Source organism: Aurantimonas endophytica (assembly GCF_014196845.1).
GTDB lineage: Bacteria > Pseudomonadota > Alphaproteobacteria > Rhizobiales > Rhizobiaceae > Aurantimonas > Aurantimonas endophytica.
Genome location: NZ_JACIEM010000005.1, coordinates 181,222 through 200,100, shown reverse-complemented (window position 1 = coordinate 200,100; position 18,879 = coordinate 181,222). Strand labels below are relative to the sequence as shown.

The following is an 18,879-nucleotide window of genomic DNA, read 5'->3' as shown; positions in this document are numbered from 1 at the left end:
CCCCCTGTTTCTAGCCAGCTACGCAGCTTGTACTGGGCTCACGCAACACATCGCAGTGCCGCGAGTTGAGGGACTGCGCAGCGGTCGGGGCCCGAATGTTCAACAGCTTCCTTCTTGCCGGATTCGAGTGTTCCTCCCACCGACGGTCGGATGGCCGGCGCCTCGACCTCATTGCCTCCTCCCAGCATGACCGCCTGGTCGAGGCCGACTACGCCCGCGTCAGGGAGCTGGGGCTGCTGAGCATCCGGGACGGGCTGCGATGGCATCTGATCGAGGTGCAGCCCGGTTGCTACGACTGGTCGAGCGCGCTCCCCATGATCGAAGCGGCGCGGCGCCACCGCGTTCAGGTCATCTGGGACTTGTGCCACTATGGCGTGCCGGACTTCATCGACATCTGGTCGAGAGACTTCGTCGAACGCTTCGCCGACTTTTCATCAGCCGCGACCCGGTTGCTGCTTCGGGAGAGCGGCGGGTCAGACCTGTTCTGCCCCGTGAACGAGATTTCCTACTGGGCCTGGGCCGGAGCCGAGACCGGCATTATGAACCCCGGGACGCACGGTCGGGGGGCTGAACTCAAGCGGCAGCTGGTCCGGGCAGCTGTCGCAGCCATGGCTGCCATTCGTGCGGAAGATCCGGCAGCGCGTTTCGTCTTCGCGGAACCAGCCATCCACGTGGACGGCGGCGACGGCCCCTCAGAGCATCGCGAGGCAGCCGAAAGCTACCGCCTCGCCCAGTACGAGGCGTTCGACATGCTAGCGGGCCGGCTAGCGCCGGAACTCGGCGGCCGGGCCGAGTTTCTCGATGTCGTCGGGGTAAATTTCTACCCCGACAACCAGTGGTATTTTGGCGGCAGCGCGATCCCGCTCGGTCACCACGCCTACAAGCCTTTGCGGGAAATGCTACGCGAGGTTTACGAGCGCTACCACAGGCCGCTGATGCTCTCGGAGACGGGGGCGGAAGGAACCGCACGGCCGGCCTGGCTCCACTACGTCATGGGCGAAGTCGCCGCGGCGATCGAGGACGGCGTGCCGGTCGAGGGGGTATGCCTCTATCCGATCCTGGACTGCCACGGCTGGCAGAACGAGCGGCTCTGCCCCGTCGGATTGCTTTCTAGTCCGGACGACAGTGGACGGCGCGCGCTCTACAGTCCGCTCGCAGAAGAACTGCGGATGCAGCAGCAGCGTATCGGACAGCTTCTCGATCGCCGGGCTGCAAGCTCCGCCGACGACAGTGCGGGAATCAGGAGCACAGGCCGACCATGACGATTGCCTGGCCGCTGAACCGGGAGCCAGATGTGTCTACGGCGACGGTGCACTCCCTGCCGGGAACGCCGGGATTTCTGACGGCACCGGTCGCGTTCGTCCTGCATTACGTGAAACGCCACCCGATCCTGTTCTTCTGCCTCTTCCTCGTCGCGTTCCTCGCGGCCAGCCTCTCCGTCGGGGTCCATTACGGGATGAAGCTGCTGGTGGACGCGATAACCGGGGCGCAGCCAAACCCGGACGTTGCCTGGATGTGGCTCGGCGTCTTCATCACGCTGATCGCCGCTGAAAGCGTGCTCTGGCGCGCCAGCGGCTGGCTCGCGGCGCGCACCACGATCTCGGTCGGCGTGGACATCCGGCTGGACCTCCTCGACTACATGGTCGGCCACCCGGTGCGCTATTTCCACGACAATCTCGCCGGCGCGCTGGGACACCGCGTCACCGCGACCGCGGGGGCCTTCGGGGCGCTGACGAACCGGACCGTCTGGGACATCGCGCCGCCGATCATCAACTTCCTCGGCGCCCTGATCATCTTCGCCTTCATGGATGGCTGGATGACGGCGGCACTCGCCGTCTTCGCCATTGCGGTCACCTACGGGCTGATCCATTTTGGCGTTCGAGGTCGCGAGATCCACCGGACCTACGCGGAGCAAGCTGGCAAAGTGGGTGGGGAACTCATCGACGTGATCAGCAATGTCTGGGCGATCAAGGCGTTTTCCGCAAAGCAGCGCGAGCGCTCGCGGCTGGCGGGGGCTTTCGTTCAGGAAGCCGTCGCGCAGCGACGCAGCTGGATGTACACGGAAAGAAGCCGCATCATCCACGACATCCTGCTCGTCATTATGGCGGGTACCATGCTGGTGTGGGCTATGCTTCTTTGGGATGCCGGACGGATCACACCCGGTGACGTCGTGGTGGTGAGCGCCCTGACCTTCCGCATCCTCCATGGGTCACGTGATTTCGCCATGGCGCTGGTCGAGATGACCCAGCAATTTGCTTACCTCGGCGAAACCCTCAGGATCATCGGTCAGCCTCACGAGATACCGGACGCGCCGGGAGCCGCGACCATCGTTCCCCAGAAGGGAGACATCGTCTTCACCGACGTGGTGTTCGGCTATGGCGACAACCGGCGGATCATCGAGAAGTTTTCCCTGCACATTCCCGCCGGCCAGAAGATTGGGATCGTGGGCCCCTCGGGTGCGGGCAAGTCGACGATCCTTCACCTCCTGCAGCGTCTGCACGACGTGCAGTCAGGCGAGATCCAGATAGACGGATGCCGGGTGAGGGATCTGAAGCAGGACAGCCTCCGCGCCGCGATCGCCGTGGTTCCGCAGGAGGTGGTGCTGTTCCATCGCAGCGTGATGGAGAACATCCGCTTCGCCCGGCCTGACGCGTCCGACGACGAGATCTTCGCCGCCGCCAAGGCCGCCTATTGCCATGACTTCATCATGGAGCTGACGCAAGGCTACGACACCCTTGTGGGAGAGCGGGGCGCGAAGCTGTCCGGCGGCCAGCGCCAGCGGATCGGAATCGCAAGGGCCTTTCTGAAGGATACGCCGATCATCCTCCTGGATGAGGCGACCTCGGGCCTCGACACCCAATCGGAGATCGAGGTGCAGGCCGCTCTGGCCCGCCTGATGCGCGATCGTACGGTCGTCGCCATTGCGCATAGGCTCTCAACGGTCGCAGCCTTTGACCGGATCATCGTCGTGATGGATGGTCGCATCGTGGAGGACGGATCGCCCGCGGAGTTGCGCCGTGCCGACGGCATCTTCGCCCGGATGTGGTCGCTGCAGGCCGAGGGTCTATCGGTGGACGACATCACCCGGAACATGGCCCTGCGGGAAGGTCCTGAGGGCCAGGAGATGGGTGTTGTCTTCGGGCGGCGGCCGGAAAGCATCCGGGACGATGCCGGCGCAGCCAGCACCGGGCACTTGCTGCCGCGGACAGGGCTCTAATGACGAATAGCTCTGGCAAAAGGGCGGCTATTCCAGCCCACTAAAGCGTCACGATCTGGCGCCTCAAACGTCAAAGCGTACTCCAGTCTTTATAGATTTACGAACCTACTTATTAAACCAAGTAATTTCAGCAGCAGCGTTCTGAGTCCAGTACTCCTCTATTGTAAAACACTAGTTGGCATCTCAAGCAGCTGAAGCTGCCGACGGTTCTGTGGGAGTATGACAAGGTCGCCCGCGTATGCGCTCGCGAGGGTGTCGACCATCCCCGCTACCTGCTTCGCCTGATCGAATTGGAGCTGATCGATCGGGAGCGTCGCACGATCGAGCGACGGATCAAGGCAGCCCGGTTCCCGGCAGTCAAAAGCCTCGACACGTTCGACTTCACCGCGATTGCGAGCCTCAACAAGATGCTGGTGCTCGAGCTGGCGCGTTGCGAGTTCATCCTACGCCAGGAGAACGTCATCGCCCTCGGCAACTCCGGCGCCGGCAAGAGCCATGTGGCCCTGGCTCTTGGACTGGCCGCCTGCCAGAAGGGTCTCACCGTCACGTTCACCACCGCGGCGGCTCTCGTTCACCAGCTCATGGAAGCCCGCGACGAGCGCCGTCTTCTGAAGCAGCAACGCGATCTTCAGGCGGTGCAACTCCTCATCGTCGACGAGCTTGGCTACGTGCCGCTGTCGCCGACTGGGACCGAGCTTTTGTTCGAGTTGTTCTCGCAGCGCGACGAACGCGGCTCCACCATCGTCACCTCGAACCTGCCGTTCGAGGACTGGACGAGCGTCCTGGGGTCGGAGCGGCTCACCGGCGCGTTGCTCGATCCCCTGATGCATCACGTCCATATCCTGATGATGAACGGCGACAGCTACCGCCTCAAGCAGTCCGCCGGGCGACGTCGGGCTGCCGCGGCAAGGGCGGAACAAAACCAGGCCACCGGCGAGACCATGGATCCGGACCCCGGCGCGATTACTGATCCGAGATCCTCAGGACAGGCCGAGCGACATAGGTAAGGGCCCGATCGGGCCATTTCCTATGTCGCGCCCCTCTCGGCCCACGTGGCCTGCTTTTACTCCGCCGCGTTGGCCTGGTTTTGCTCCGACGTTGACAAGGGTCGCCCGTGGATCGGCCGGGCGGAAAGAAGACAGTCAGCTTCAGAGCAACTCCAGAACGAAGCAGCCGTTCCGCGCGGACCCATTACAGTCATGTCCCTTCCAACCACATATTGTTGAAAGCGGTCATGTTCGCGGCTCGCGCACTCGGAGACGGTCTATGAACAGTCCTGCTGAAAGAGCTTCGATCCGGTCGCCGATGGTGGGATGGCTGGGACCGATGCGGCAGCCTGAGACGCCTTGACGTAGCCTCATGCCATGGTGAAAACCGCATATCGATGCCAATGCCCTACAGGTGTTGGTGCTCTCTATACATCCTCCTGAGGACAAGGCGGTCGACTATGGGAATTGTCGCGAAGGCGACTGAATTCGTGGGTGGCGCTGTCGCGCTCTTCAGGCGTTTTGGTTCTCCGTCGCATCAAGCCGTCGGGCTGACACCCCAAATTCCGGAGGCACGAAAACAGGGAATCATGACCTTGAAACTTCCCGCCGCAGAGGGCTGGAAGGAGGGGCGCCTGCCCACCTGCGCGCCGGGGCTTCAGGTCAATGCCTTTGCGTCGAACCTCGATCATCCCCGCTGGATCGAGGTCCTGCCGAACGGCGACGTCCTCGTGGCGGAGTCGAAAGAGCAGCCGGAGAGGCCGCGCACCCTCATGGACCACGCTCAGCAGGCCACGATGCGCCGCGTCAAGGCGATCGGCCCCAGCGCCAATCGTGTCACGCTTTGGCGTGACGCGGATGGGGACGGTGTCGCCGAGCGCCGCGAGGTCTTCGTGGAAAACCAGAACCAGCCCTTCGGCATGGCGCTGGTCGGCGACCGGTTCTACCTCGGGAACACGGACGGCATTCGGTGTTTCGACTACCGGCCAGGCGATACGAGCCTCATAGGCGGTGGTGAAAAGCTCGTCGACTTCAAGCCGCACGGGCACTGGACCCGCAGCCTGATCGTCTCGCCGGATCGGGCGAAGATTTACGCTGGCGTCGGATCGTTGTCCAATATCGGCGACAACGGGATGGCGGCAGAAGAGGGTCGCGCGGCGATCTGGGAACTGGACGTTGCCACCGGAAAGGCGCGGACTTTTGCCTCCGGGCTGCGAAACCCGGTCGGCATGGCCTTCGAGCCGGTAACGGGAAAGCTCTGGACCGTCGTCAACGAGCGCGACGGGCTTGGGGACGAAACGCCGCCGGACTACCTTACGTCCGTCGAAGAGGGTGGGTTTTACGGCTGGCCCTATTGCTACTGGGGCAGGACCGTGGACGATCGTGTCACGCAGGCTCCGGACCTCGTCGCCCGTGCCATCCAGCCGGATTATGCTCTCGGCGGCCACACGGCATCGCTCGGCCTCTGCTGGATGCCGGGCGGCACCTTGCCGGGGTTCGGCGAGGGCATGGTGATCGGCCAGCACGGATCGTGGAATCGCTCGACGCTCAGCGGCTACAAGCTGATCTTCGTCCCCTTCGACAATGGCGCGCCGAACGGACCGGCTCGCGATATCCTGTCCGGCTTCCTGTCCGAGGACGAGAAACTTGCCTATGGGCGTCCCGTCGGCGTGGCGATCGGCCCGGACGGCAGATCGCTGCTGATGGCCGACGATGTGGGAGACGTCATCTGGCGCGTGACCGCCGTGTGACGCAGTCGGTCGCACCGTAGCGGCGATCGCGGAGGCTGAAAGAAATCCGTGGACCTGGAATGGGCGCATGAAGGCGATCGTGATCATGCGGGAGTCTTGACCGATTGCGGACTGACCGCTTTGTGGCTGAGCCCGCGAGAAACCTGACCTATTCAGGGAATTAGGCTTGTCGACATTGCCTCAAAACTCCAGCGAGATCACAGTATTCAAGAGGCCGCGTCGGTGCGCCTTTTCACTGCGCCCCCAGCCCGGCCGCGGCGACCTGCCGAGAGGGCGCATTGCTGCACTGGACAGGGCCGGATCGGAACGCATGTTCCGTAGGACTGCGCGAATATGCCGAGGCAGTTTTCTCTCGGCTTTGGATGCAAAGGAAAAACCCAATGGTCCGTATGATGCTCAACGGAGTCGAGCAGGAATTCGACGGCGATGGGGAAACGCCGCTGCTTTGGTATCTCAGGGATGAGTTGGGGCTCACGGGGACCAAGTATGGTTGCGGTATAGGGGCTTGCGGGGCCTGTACCGTCCATGTCGACGGCAACCCCACTTTCGCCTGCCTTACGACCGTCAGCATGCTCGAAGGCTCCCAGGTCACAACGATCGAAGGTCTGTCCAAGAACGGCGATCATCCGGTTCAGGTCGCCTGGCGTGACCTGAACGTGGCGCAATGCGGCTACTGCCAGGCGGGGCAGATCATGCAGGCGGCATCGCTCGTGGATCAGTCCGACACCGTGACCGACGAAGACATAGACACGGCGATGAATGGCAACCTGTGCCGCTGCGGCACCTATCCCCGCATCCGGGCTGCCATCAAGCAGGCAGCGGAGGCGTCGTGATGCGAAACTCGTCGATCACCAATATCAGTCGCCGCGGCATTCTCGGCGGCATCGGGGCCTCCGCCTTCGTCCTCGCTGTGGGTCTGCCCTTCCGGGGCTGGGCCCAGGAGGAAGAGCCCAAGTTCGGCCGGGATGCGATGCCGAACGGCTGGAGTGACGACCCGAAGGCCTTCATCTCGATCGCCGAGGACGGGCTCGTCACCGTGACCGTCCACCGCTCCGAAATGGGTCAGGGCGTCCGCACCTCGATCGCCATGGTCGTCGCCGACGAGCTCGGCGCCGATTGGGACCAGGTCCGGGTGGACCAGGCCCCTGGCGACGAGGAGAAGTACGGCAACCAGGACACCGACGGCTCGCGGAGCCTGCGGCATTTCTTCATGCCGATGCGCCGGGCCGGCGCGGCCGCGCGCAGGATGCTGGAACAGGCTGCCGCTGCCGAGTGGGGGGTCGATGTCGCCGAGGTGAAGGCCGAAGGTCACAGGGTGAATCATGCCGTATCGGGCCGGTCCCTGGGCTATGGTGAACTCGCCGCTGCGGCCATGGATCTCGACGTGCCACCCGCCGACAGTCTCGTGCTCCTCGACCCGTCACAGTTCCGCTACATCGGCAAGTCCGATATCGGGCTCGCCGACAACATGGGCATCACCACCGGCACCGCGATCTACGGCATCGACGTCCGGCGCGACGGCATGCTCTACGCGGTCATCGCCCGGCCACCGGTCTATGGCGGCCGCGTCAAAAGCTTCGACGACAGCGCCGCGCTGGCAATTGCCGGGGTGGAGAAGGTGATCGTGATCGACCCCGTCGACTTCCCAACTGAGTTCGCCCCGTTGGGTGGGGTCGCGGTCATTGCCAAAAACACCTACCTCGCGATGAAGGGCCGCGACGCGCTCACCATCGAGTGGGAGGACGGCCCGAATGCCAGCTACGACAGCGAGGCCTATCGCGAATTGCTGTCCAAGGCGGCGAATGCGGCCGGCGGCACGGTGATCCGCGATCAGGGCGACTTCGATGCGGGCATGGCCGGCGCCGCCCGGACCGTCGAGGCGGAATACTACATCCCGCATCTGGCGCAAGCGCCGATGGAAGCGCCTGCCGCGGTGGTGGAGATCCGGGACGGAAAAGCCGAGGCCTGGGCCTGCACCCAGGCGCCGCAGGTGACGCGGCTGCGTCTGGCAGAACGGCTGAAGCTGGACAAGGAGAACGTGACCGTCAACGTCACGTTGCTGGGTGGCGGCTTTGGCCGCAAGTCGAAGCCCGACTTCGTGCTCGAGGCCGGCATTCTCAGCCAGGCGATGGACGGTGCGCCGGTCAAGCTCACCTGGACCCGCGAGGATGACATCCACCACGGCTACTATCACACGGTATCGGTCGAGAAGATGACCGCGGGCCTCGATGACAGCGGCATGCCGGTGGCCTGGCTGCATCGCACGGCGGCACCGACGATCGGCTCGATCTTCGCCCCCGATCCCAAACAGAAACTGCCCTTCGAGCTCGGCATGGGGCTCTTGAACATGCCGCTTGCGATCGAGAACATCCGGGCCGAGAACCCCGAGGCATCCGCTCATGTGCGCATCGGCTGGTACCGGTCAGTCTCGAACATCCCCCACGCCTTCGCCATCCAGTCCTTCATATCCGAACTGGCAGATGCCGTCGGCCGCGATCCGAAGGACTACCTGCTCGAGGTCATCGGTCCGGCGCGGCTGGTCGATCCGCGGGAACTCGGCGACGTCTGGAACTACGGCGAGGACCCCGAGGTCTATCCGATCGACACCGGTCGGCTGGCCGCTGTCGTCGAGGAAGCAGCCAAGGGCATCGAGTGGGGCCGTCGGATGCCAGCGGGACAAGGTCTCGGTATTGCCGGGCACTACAGTTTCGTCAGCTACGTTGCGGTCGCCGCGGAGGTGGCGGTCGAGGATGGCGTCGTCTCCGTGCCGCGTGTCTCGATCGCCATCGATTGCGGCGCGCAGGTCAATCCTGATCGCATCCGGTCGCAGATGGAAGGCGCGGTGATCATGGGCGTCGGCCAGGCGCTGATGACAGAGGTGACGTTCGCCAACGGCCGGGCGCAGCAGGATAATTTCGATAGCTATCTCGTCCCGCGCATGGAGGCCGCGCCGAAGCGGATCGATATCCATATCGTGAACGCGGGCAACGCCTACGATCGTCCGCTCGGCGGGGTCGGCGAGCCGGGCCTGCCGCCTGTCGCACCGGCCATCACCAACGCCGTGTTTGCCGCGACCGGGCAGCGGATCCGCCGCCTTCCCATTGCCGGCCAGCTCCAGAGCTGACGAAAGGACACATGATGACCCGCATCGAACTCTTTACGGTGGCCGCGACCGCCCTCCTCCTCGCCGGACCCGCCCACGCCTACACGTGCGCGGAGCGCATCGCCGATTTGGAACGCCTTCTCGATGTCGCCGCCAGTCAGGCCATCTCCGCCTCCTCCGGCGGCCAAGCCGTCGCTGGTGCCCGCGAGGCGCAGGCGATGGCGGAATCGGACGAGGGCGACGAGGCGCCCGTCCCCTTCCAGGATGAGGCTGATGAAACCGCTGCGATTGAGGAAACCGACGCGGCAGGGGACGGAGGCGAAGAGCTGATCGAAGCCCGCACCGCGCTCCAGGGTGCGCGAGACCTGGCGGAGAGCGGTGACGAAGATGCCTGCGTCAAGGCCGTTGACAACGTCATCCTGTCCCTGATCCAGGATTGACGTCTTTTCAGCAGACGGCTATCTAGCCCTACCTTAAGTGTTTGGACTTAACCTTACGGAGAAGTTAAATTCGAATCACTTAAGTTGCTGATGAAGCAGGGTAGGCTTCTCTCGAAACACCGTAGGCCACTAAGTTGGACTGGCCTGCCTGCCGTCACAATGAGTAGAACTCACAACGTTCGGCTCCGCGTGACACTCTCTCATTCTCGCGGTCATTCCTACAGCTTGAAGGGGCCGTAAGCGGAACGGCGGCTTCAGAATGCCCGCGAAGCGAAAGCCGCCGTTCGACTCTCGCCCCTACACCGTTTGGTCAGTTCTGATGGCTGCACTGCGGCAGCCGTATCTGTGTCACCTCAAGCGACTAGCGCGCGCTGCTGGGAGCCGTCGGCTCTCAGGCGCGACTGTATCGCCTCCGCGTCCATCGGCTTGCCGAAGAGATAGCCTTGCCCTTGCTGGCAGCCCATGATGCGCAAGGTCTCGGCCTGCTCGGGCGTCTCGATTCCTTCCGCGATGGTCTTGATGTCGAGGCCTTCAGCGAGGGCCCGGATCGACCGCAGGATCGCCATCGCCTGCCCGTCCATCGGCACGTTGGAGACGAAGCTTCGGTCGATCTTGATCTTGGAGATCGGGAAGCGGTGGAGGTAGCCGAGCGAAGAATAGCCGGTGCCGAAATCGTCAAGTGCGAAACTGATGCCGAGGCCCAGCAATCGCTCGAAAATCTCATCGAGACCCTTGCTGTCCTGCACGAAGGCCGATTCCGTGATCTCGAGTTCGAGACGCTCTGCAGGAAGCTGCGACGCTTCAAGCGCCTCGCCAATAGCGGCGACCAGATCGCCTGTCGCGAATTGCACAGCCGAGACGTTAATCGCGATCGTCGCGGTCGACGGCCATCGCTTCGCCTCGCAGCATGCGGTCGTCAGGACCCACGCGCCCAGCCGGTGGATGAGCCCCATCTCCTCCGCCACGGGAATGAAAACAGCGGGTGAGACGAATCCCTTCGTGGGGTGCTTCCAGCGCAAAAGCGCCTCGGCTCCCACCAATTCGCCTGACACCAAGTCGACTTGGGGCTGGTAGAAGACCTGGAACTCGTCTTTCTCGAAGGCCCGGTTCAGGTCGGCCTCCAGTTCCAGCCGCGCCAGGCGATCCTCTTCCATCGCTGGCTCAAAGAGGACGACCAATCCGCGACCCTGGCGCTTGGCCCGGTACAGAGCGACGTCGGCTTGCCGCATCATCGCGCTCGCCGTTCCTCCCTCCGCAGACCACCAGCAGACACCGACGCTTGCGGCAACGGCTATTTGATGCCCGGACTCATAGAAGAGCTCGCCGAGCGAGGCGGCGAGTGCGTCCGCGTCGGCCAGGGCTGCTTCCGCCGTCTCGGCGCCGAGCAGGGCCATGAACTCATCGCCTCCCGTCCTGGCTAGCAGGGCGGGCCGTGCGATCACCTGGCTCGCACGTCGCGCCGTCTCCATCAGAACCTTGTCGCCGACGGCGTGCCCGAGCACGTCGTTGACAGCCTTGAACTGGTCGAGGTCAAAGCAGAGGATCCCGAGGCCGCTGCCGGGCGTGCGTTGATTCAACGCCGCGTCCAGCCGCTCTTCCAGTGAGTGCCGGTTGTAGAGGCCCGTCAGGCCGTCATGGAGGGCCATAAAGCGTATCTTTTCCTGCGTCAGTTCCCGCTCGGTGACGTCCCGCAGCCTCAGGCAGACATAGATCGCGCCTTCGGAGACTTCGTCGTCAACCGCCGCGATCTTCTCCATCCAGAAGGGCGCCAGCCCGTATTCGAGTACGCGGCGATCTCCGTCTTCCGAGGTCAAGGTCTCGAGGCACCCGTCCTTCGGGATCGAGGCGTCGTTCCTGAAGGCTTCACGCACGAGGGAAAGGCGTTCGACGATGAAGGGCGGCAGCCCAGCCAGCCGGGTTCCGGGCGAATATCCGAGCAGATCGCGCGCCACTTCGTTCATCCGCACGATCCGGTCCCGGTCGTCGAAGATGACCACCCCGTCGAAGCCGTCCTCGATGACGCGCTCCAGAACGCTGTGTCCGTTCTTCACCTCGGTCCGGGCAGCCCAGAGCAGCAGCCCGCGCATGTCGAATTCGCGGATTATGGCGAACAGCGCGAAGCCGGCGAGGGTCGCTTGCAGCAGCGCCGTCGCGAGCACTATAGCGTGGGTGGCCTGCAGGTGGAGCGCGACGGCCTCGACGGTAATCGCTAAGCCCCCGAAGACGATCAGCACCCGCCTCGACGGAACCAGCGCGCACAGAAGCAGGGCGACCATGGCGGCGGCGACCAGCAGGATTGCCGGCATGGCGACGAATGTGAGGTCGCGCCCCTGAAGCAGGGAATCGGCCGCCAGCGCAAGCACAGTCGATCCGGAGACGACGCCATAAACCGGCACCGAGAAGCGGTCCTGCAGCTCGAGCGCCGCCGCGCCGACGATAAGCGTCTTGCCTGCGAGTGTGCCCGGCTGCAGACGCTGGTTCAGAGCATCCACAAAGGAGACCCGCCGCAGGCGGGTGGCATCGATCCCGTAATCTATTCCGAACAGCCCGTTCGAACCGTCCCGGCCGGCGAGGATGGACGGCATGGCGGAGACCGTTTCGGAGCCGATCTCGACCGGAAAGGCTGCGCGCCGCACCAGTCCGTCCGGATCGAGCGGGACGTTGACGATCGCCGGCCAGGAGTGCTGCAGGAGAAGATCGATCGGCAGCGACGGGAGCATCAGCCCGCTGCCGGCAGCGCTTTCCTGAACGAAGGCGGCCAAGAAAGTCTCGATGCCGGCCTGCGAGAGCGCAGCCGCGAACGCCGAGTCGGCTTCGGGCGTCGAAAAGGTGCTGAAGTCCACGTCGAAGGCGATCCGGGCAGCCCCCGCCTCTGCCGCCGCGAGAACGAGTTCCCCGTGCAGGTTTCTCGGCCATGGCCACACCCCGATCTCGGCCAGGCTCCTGGCGTCGATGTCGACGAGGACGATCTCGCCGGACGGCGAACGACTCGTGGCCCGAAACCGCAGATCGGTGAGTTCGTTGTCGAGCGCGTGCGTCAGGCCGACCTGCTGCAGGGACACGACGCCCACGCCGATCGCCAGCAGAACCAGCCCTCTACGCAGCAGTCGAGAGTAGCGCGCTTGGGCCACGTGGAATCCTGTTGCTGAAGGGGAACTATGCCGTTGTCAGACCGATCGCATCAGCCCCTGCCGTTCGCCTTGCCGCCGGCCTTGCCGTTGCCGGCGTTGCCGTTCTCGCTCGCATTCCCGCCACCGGTGTTATGGCTTCCGCCGGTATTGCTGGCGCTGCCGCCTGCACTGGCGTCGACGCCGCCATTTCCGTTGCCATTGTTCCCGTTGCCGCCACCGGCGTTGCCGTTCCCGCCGGTATTGCTGGCGTTGCCGCCTGCACTTGCGTTGGCGCCGCCATTTCCGTTGCCGTTGTTCCCGTTGCCGCCACCGGCGTTGCCGTTGCCGCCGGTGTTGCTAGCGTTGCTGCCTGCGTTTCCGTTGGCGCCGCCGTTCCCGTGTCCGTTACCGTTGCCGTCGGCTCTTCCGTTAGCGCCGCCATTTCCGTTACCGCTGTTCCCGTTCCCGCTAGCGGCGTTGCCGTTTCCGCGTCCGCCAAGGCTGCCCCCTCGACCCCCGCGAGAGGCGGCTTCCGCGTTCCCGCGTCCCCTGTCGGATCGGGCTTTGTCACGGTCACGGCTGGCGGCGTCGCTCCCATCTGCGCCGGACGCGTTGCCGCGTCCTTTGCCATTGCCCCGCCCGACGAGACCGTCCATGGCGCGTTGGCTGCCACGGGAGTTGCCGTCCGCGCTGCGGCGCCCCCTGTCGCCGCGGGCGGCAGCATCGCCGGCGTCCCTGCCGAGACCATTGCCCCCGCTTCCGCCGTCACTGCGACCTCCGAGCCCGCCGGAGCGATTCGCGCCATCGGATCTGCCATTGGGTGCGCTGCTCCCCATGCCCGCGGCATCCGCGGAAGAGCTCGCCGGGTCGGGCGCCCGATCGGATCGGAAGCTCCCGTGATCGCGGCCCACCGGGGCAACCGCCGGGGGTGTCGGCGTCCCTTGGAAGACCCCCGGGGCAACGGCTCCGGCCGTCTGCAAGCCCGTAAAGCTCGCACCTGCGCTCGCCCGCTGATTGGCCCCAACATTGGCCGTCTGGCCACTCCGGAGATCCCGAACAGAAACGAGACCGTGCCGCACGTCTACCGCGGAGGCCACGCCTGTGACGCTGACGGCGAACCGCGTCCCCTTGACCACAGCTGCCAGGTAAGGAGTTTGTATGGAAAAGTGCGGTCGCCCTCGCTTCTGGACGTCGAACTCGACCTGTCCCGCCTGCTGCACGACGAAGGTTTCGCGGGGTCTGGAGCCCGGCACGACGACGGTTCGCGTGTTCGGCGACACCATCATCGCGTTACCGTCGCTGACGAGACGGACACGGCCGCTCGCTCCGGTCGCGATCGTCACCCCTTCGGGGACGATCATTCTCGGCTGAAGCCGTACCTTTCCCTGCCCTTGCGCGAGCGCCCAGGCGGCGCCGGACACCCGCTCGACGAGCCAATTGGCGGCATGCCCGGCCTGGGCGCCGGCCAAAAGCAGAAGACCTGAGAGGAAGAGTATTCTTTTCATTTTACACCGGAGGTTGAGCGGCCGATCATTGCCTCCAGGTCCTGCACTTACGTTAAGAGCGGTTGTGCAAAATCACTGGATTAGCAGGGTGGCTACCTGTCGCCAAGGAATTGCCCTGATCGGCATCGCGCGCTAACGGTGTTCGCCTTCGGCACCCGCGCGTACTGTTGCGGCTCCTTTTAGGTCGAGAAGCGGCGCGAAGCAGTAATAGCTTCGGCTTCGCCGGGCCGGAAGGAGACCGGCAGCTTCCGGGTGCCTCCCGGCGAAAGCTGCGATTCGGGTCCCGACCCTACCAAGCCGTTCATCACCGATATCTGCTTGCTCGAAACCTGCCCTTGCGATGTTGCTAATGAGGGTTGAGGATGAGGTCGACAGCACGATGCGCGGAGCAGCAGCGGTGACCGACAATCCGGTTGTGGGACCAGCCTCCTACTTCCGATCGATCGAGAAGAGATACGGGCGCCCGATCGCGGAATGGCAAGATCTTGTGCGCCAGCATCTTCCGGCAAAGCATATGGACTGGTCGCCATTCTGAGAAATGACCACGGCATGGGTCACGGTCACGCCAATGCCTTGGTCGCGCACGTACTCGCGTCTCAACAGTCAGATCGCTGAATAAGGGCTTCCTTCTGCTGCGGCAGCTATCGATCCTTCCTCGGAAGCCACCGCATCCCAGAGCCACATATGCCACCACGCCGAACTGAGCGAGGTCTCATGATTCGACCATTTGTGCCTGCCAAGGACTATGACCAATCGCGGCGTTTCTACGAGGCACTTGGCTTTGTCGCTCGCTTCGCCACCGACAGGATTACCGTGATGGCTCACGGCGACGACGGCTTCCTCCTCCAGAACTTCTACCAGAAGGACTTGAACCTGCGTGAATCTACCGTGCTGGGCCTCGTTGGAGCCGGCGGCATCGGCATCATCCTCCAGGGCGCCATCGATACGTTTCGCCAGATCGAAGAGGGCTCGGTCCCGCAGCCTACCCTCGTGGTCGAGCCAGAAGCGGATGGCCCAAACCTGCTGCGGCTTCAGTGCCCGTTTGGCACCAACGGTTGCGTCCGGCATTCCATGCCCTGCGTACGCTGGCGAGCGGATCGAATGGCGAATGTCCCATTGTCGTTCTCCTACGGCCAGGATGGCCGGTAGGGAGTGTGCTGCTGTTCGAACGCCACAGAGCGCTCGAACTTGGGGCCGAATGGAGACAGTCCGCTTCAGGTGGCGGATCTGGAAAAGCGGCCGTCTCAACGTGAAGATGCCGTGGTCGATGCGAGCTGAAGCTCCCCATCGCGATGTGAGCTTGTCGATGCATTGATGCATCCGGCTCGGATGCTTCGCTCACGCCGGCAAAGCGCCCTCTCGTTTCCAGAACAGCGGGCGCGCTGCAATCGGTATGAAGATCGCCGTGCCAATGATCGTCGTCGTCAATTCTGGCGCCACCAGCAGAATCGCCGCAAAGCCGAGCAGTAAGCGCTCCCACCACCAAAGCCGGTCCAGCAGATAATCGGAGAAGGCCGCGGAGAGCGCGGTGATCCCGAGGACGCAGCCGACGGTCGCCAGCGCGAACTCCTGCAGGCTGAAATCCTGCACCATGATCAGGAGCGACGGGGAGAACACGAAGACGAAGGGCACCAGCGCCTTCCCCATGCCGAGTCGGAAGGCCGTGTTGCCGGCGGTGAACGGATTCGCCCCGGCGATGCCGGCCGTCGCATAGGCGCAGAGCGCCACCGGCGGGGTGATGTCGGCGAGAATGCCGTAATAGAAGACGAAAAAATGCGCGACCAGCGGCTCGACGCCGAGCAGCGCCAGGATCGGCGCCGCCACCGTCACCATGATCAGGTAGTTGGCGGTGGTCGGCACTCCGGTGCCCATGACGATGCAGACGACGCCTGTGAGGATCAGCGTCATCAGCAGTGTCAGCGTCGCCGTGCCCATCAGGCCGAAGGGGATCATCGCTTCCGCCGCGGCAGCCCATGACGTTGCCGTAGAAGTGACGATGTAGGCGACCTTGAACGAGACGCCGGTCAGCGTGACAACGCCGATGACGATGCCCACCGTCGCCGCGGCCGCGCCGACCGCCAGCGCATATTTTGCCCCCGTCACAAAGGCGTCGAAAACGTCCACCGGCGTTAGCCGGTGTCGTGGGTTGAGCAGCCCGATGACGATGCAGGCGGTGATGCCCCAGAAGGCCGCCAGATACGGCGTGAAGCCGTTCATCAGGATCGCGACGAGGACGAAGAGCGGGATGAGCGTCGGCCAGTCCCGCTTCAGGACGCGCCAGATCTGCGGCATCTCCTCTCGCGTCAGTCCGCGCAGGCCGCGACGCTTGGCCTCAAAATGCACCTGCATCAGGACGCCGAAGAAATGCATGAAGGCCGGCACCAGCGCCGCGATCATCACGTGCGTATAGGGGATCGCCAGGAACTCGATCATCAGGAAGGCGGCCGCCCCCATGATCGGCGGCGTGATCTGCCCGCCGGTCGAGGCGGCCGCTTCCACGGCGGCGGCGAAATGGCGTGGATAGCCGATGCGCACCATCGCCGGGATGGTGAGCGAGCCGGTGGTCACGGCATTAGCGATCGACGAGCCCGAGATCGAGCCCATCAGTGCCGAGGCGACCACCGAAACCTTGGCCGGGCCGCCGGAAAACCGCCCGGCGATGGAGGTGGCCGCGTCGATGAAGAGCTGGCCGAGCCCCATGCGGGTCGCCAGCACGCCGAACAGGACGAAGTGGAAGACGTAGGTCGCCACGACCCCGACCGGCAGGCCGTAGATGCCCTGGCTGGTCAGATAGAGGTGGTTGACCAGCGTCGACCACGAGGCGCCGGGGTGGACGAGGAGTCCGGGCGCGTAGCGGCCGAACATGCCGTAGGCCATGATGATGATGGCGATCACCGGCAGCGGCCAGCCCATCGAACGGCGCGTCGCCTCGAGCAGCACGACGATGAGGATCGAGCCCATGATGACGTCGATCGGCAGCGGGTTGCCGACACGGAACGCCAGGTCGTGGAAGACCCACGGCACGTAGAGCGTCGAGACCACAGCGAGCGCCATCAGCACCCAGTCAATGGCCGGAATGCCGGCCGGCCGCCAGAGAGTGCCGGAATAGAGCTTGTCGTCGCCGCGCTTGCCGGAGAAGACCAGGAAAATCAGCGACAGCACGAAGGCCATGTGCACGCCACGATGGGTGACCTCGCGCAGCAGGCCGAAGCCGGCGGTGTAATAGTGGAAGAGCGACAGGGAGAAGAGCGCCAGCGCGGCGATCCAGGCGGCCACCGGTCCGAGCGGGCGGAAACGCACCTCCGGATCGAACTTTTCCTCAAGCTCGCGGGCTTTGGCTTCGTCGAAAGTGGTCTCCGGCGCCGTCATCGTCTGGTCCCCTGCCTAGGCTCACAAGCCAAGCGGGACCGGCCCAAGAGCCGATCCCGCAGCATCTGTCGCCTCTGGACGCTTACTGTGCGGCCGGTGCTTTCGCGGCCGCGGGGATCTCTAGGCCGGCCTCGCGATAGAACCGCTCGGCGCCTGGATGCAGTGGGATGCCGACGCCTTGAAGTGCAGTCTCCATACGGATCTCCTTGCCCTTGGCATGGCCGGCGTCGAGCAGCGCCCGCGAGCCCTCGTTCCACACCGCCTTGGTGATCTCGTAAACGAGTTCTTCGGGCTGATCGGCGCTCGTCACCCACTGCGCACCAACCGCCAGTGTCTGGACGTCGGCGTCGACGCCCTCGTAGGTGCCGGCCGGCACCGTATTGGCCGAGAAGAAGCCGTATTCGTCGGCGATCGCATCCGCCTCCGGCCCAGCGATCGGTACGAGCGAGATGTCGAGGCTGGTGGCAAGTTCCGCGATGGCGCCCGCCGGGAACCCACCGACGAAGAAGAACGCGTCCATATTGCCGTCGCGCATCAGATCGGCGGCCTGGTTGGGCTTGAGGAATTCCGGCTCGATGTCGGCCTCGCTTAGCCCGTACGCCTCGAGGATCAGGCGAGCGTCGACCAGCGTACCCGAGCCGGGTTCGTCCATCGAGACCTTCTTGCCGGCGAGGTCCGCAACGCTCTCGATGCCGGCATCGGCCCGCGCGACAAGGTGGATGCTCTCGGGATACAGATTAGCGATGGCGCGCACGCTCTCGACCGCCGGCTGGCCCTCGAACACGCCGGTGCCCGTGTAGGCCCAGTAGGCGACATCCGACTGCGAGAACGCCGATTCAAGCGAACCACCGGCGATGGCGTTGATGTTGGCGACGGAGCCGTTCGACGCGACGGCGGTGGCGACGAGGCCCGGCACGCCGCAGGAGCCGCCCTCGTCACAGGCGCGCGAGCCCGGAGGATTGGAAATGGCGTTGGCGAGAAGACCACCGATTGGGAAATAAGTGCCGGCCGTGCCGCCTGTCCCGATGCGGAAGAAGCTCATCTCCTGTGCATTCGTCGGCACTGTCGCGACGCTCGCGCACATGACCAGTGCGGCCAACCAACCCGAGTTCTTGAGCGATCCCATTTTCAATCCTTCCACTTTCGATGGCGGCACCTAAGGCGAAATCGCGGCCAGCGGCAAGCTATAGCGATATCTTCGCCAGGAACTGGAATGCCATCCTACCAGCGTCCGCGGATCCCAGATATTTCAATATTCGTCGGCGACGCGGTGCAAGGCAGAACCAGGGTGTGCGGGGCCCCCGCGTCGCGCGAACGTTCTCAGACGGGTGGCTGGCTCTCGGCGTGCCGAGCAATTGCCGCAGATGCATCGGCCTTGCTAGCCTCCGCGGAAGGAGA

Annotated in this window: 11 protein-coding genes and 2 pseudogenes; 8 read left to right on the top strand and 5 right to left on the bottom strand. The window is 64.5% G+C overall.

All coding sequences use genetic code 11. The features are described 5' to 3' along the window. Window positions 1–95 precede the first annotated feature (95 nt). The 7 genes from GGR03_RS18440 (at window position 96) to GGR03_RS18410 (ending at window position 9,497) form a co-directional block, all read left to right on the top strand. Window positions 96–1,262, top strand: a complete 1,167-nt coding sequence (locus tag GGR03_RS18440; protein WP_183210247.1) for a glycoside hydrolase family 1 protein — start codon at window positions 96–98, stop codon at window positions 1,260–1,262. Then, window positions 1,259–3,217, top strand: coding sequence for an ABC transporter ATP-binding protein (locus tag GGR03_RS18435; protein WP_183210246.1), 1,959 nt, complete (start codon window positions 1,259–1,261; stop codon window positions 3,215–3,217). Before GGR03_RS18440 ends, GGR03_RS18435 begins: the two co-directional genes overlap by 4 nt. 191 nt (window positions 3,218–3,408) lie before the next feature. Continuing rightward, window positions 3,409–4,224 (top strand): IS21-like element helper ATPase IstB, encoded by an 816-nt coding sequence (gene istB / locus GGR03_RS18430; RefSeq protein WP_183210612.1) that lies wholly within the window; start codon window positions 3,409–3,411, stop codon window positions 4,222–4,224. Window positions 4,225–4,664: 440 nt separating this feature from the next. Then, on the top strand, window positions 4,665–5,954 hold the full coding sequence (locus tag GGR03_RS18425; protein ID WP_183210245.1) for a PQQ-dependent sugar dehydrogenase: 1,290 nt from the start codon (window positions 4,665–4,667) through the stop codon (window positions 5,952–5,954). Between the two features lie 380 nt (window positions 5,955–6,334). After that, window positions 6,335–6,787: a (2Fe-2S)-binding protein gene (locus GGR03_RS18420; RefSeq protein WP_183210244.1), complete on the top strand. Its 453-nt coding sequence runs from the start codon at window positions 6,335–6,337 to the stop codon at window positions 6,785–6,787. Then, the gene (locus tag GGR03_RS18415) at window positions 6,787–9,078 is read left to right on the top strand and encodes a xanthine dehydrogenase family protein molybdopterin-binding subunit (protein WP_183210243.1); all 2,292 of its coding nucleotides are present in this window, start codon (window positions 6,787–6,789) and stop codon (window positions 9,076–9,078) included. The genes GGR03_RS18420 and GGR03_RS18415 overlap by 1 nt, the downstream gene beginning before the upstream one ends. Window positions 9,079–9,092: 14 nt before the next feature. Next, window positions 9,093–9,497 (top strand): hypothetical protein, encoded by a 405-nt coding sequence (locus tag GGR03_RS18410; protein WP_183210242.1) that lies wholly within the window; start codon window positions 9,093–9,095, stop codon window positions 9,495–9,497. Window positions 9,498–9,850: 353 nt separating this feature from the next. Here GGR03_RS18410 and GGR03_RS18405 read toward each other — a convergent pair whose 3' ends face one another. Continuing rightward, a complete protein-coding gene (locus tag GGR03_RS18405) occupies window positions 9,851–12,628 on the bottom strand; it encodes an EAL domain-containing protein (protein ID WP_183210241.1) in 2,778 nt (925 codons plus the stop codon). A gap of 50 nt (window positions 12,629–12,678) precedes the next feature. Next, window positions 12,679–14,112, bottom strand: coding sequence for a FecR domain-containing protein (locus tag GGR03_RS18400; protein WP_183210240.1), 1,434 nt, complete (start codon window positions 14,110–14,112; stop codon window positions 12,679–12,681). 379 nt (window positions 14,113–14,491) lie between these two features. Between GGR03_RS18400 and GGR03_RS18395 the strand changes: the two are divergent. Continuing rightward, a pseudogene (locus GGR03_RS18395) lies at window positions 14,492–14,727 on the top strand (DUF4287 domain-containing protein). Window positions 14,728–15,063: 336 nt separating this feature from the next. Here GGR03_RS18395 and GGR03_RS24405 read toward each other — a convergent pair. From GGR03_RS24405 to GGR03_RS18380, 3 genes and pseudogenes are all read right to left on the bottom strand, one after another. Continuing rightward, window positions 15,064–15,229 (bottom strand): annotated as a pseudogene (locus GGR03_RS24405) (integrase); the annotation flags it as partial. Window positions 15,230–15,450: 221 nt separating this feature from the next. After that, window positions 15,451–17,481, bottom strand: a complete 2,031-nt coding sequence (locus GGR03_RS18385; RefSeq protein ID WP_183210239.1) for a TRAP transporter permease — start codon at window positions 17,479–17,481, stop codon at window positions 15,451–15,453. Between the two features lie 82 nt (window positions 17,482–17,563). Next, entirely contained in the window at window positions 17,564–18,613 is a 1,050-nt protein-coding gene (locus tag GGR03_RS18380; protein WP_425486722.1) for a TAXI family TRAP transporter solute-binding subunit, read from the bottom strand. Between the last annotated feature and the right edge of the window lie 266 nt (window positions 18,614–18,879).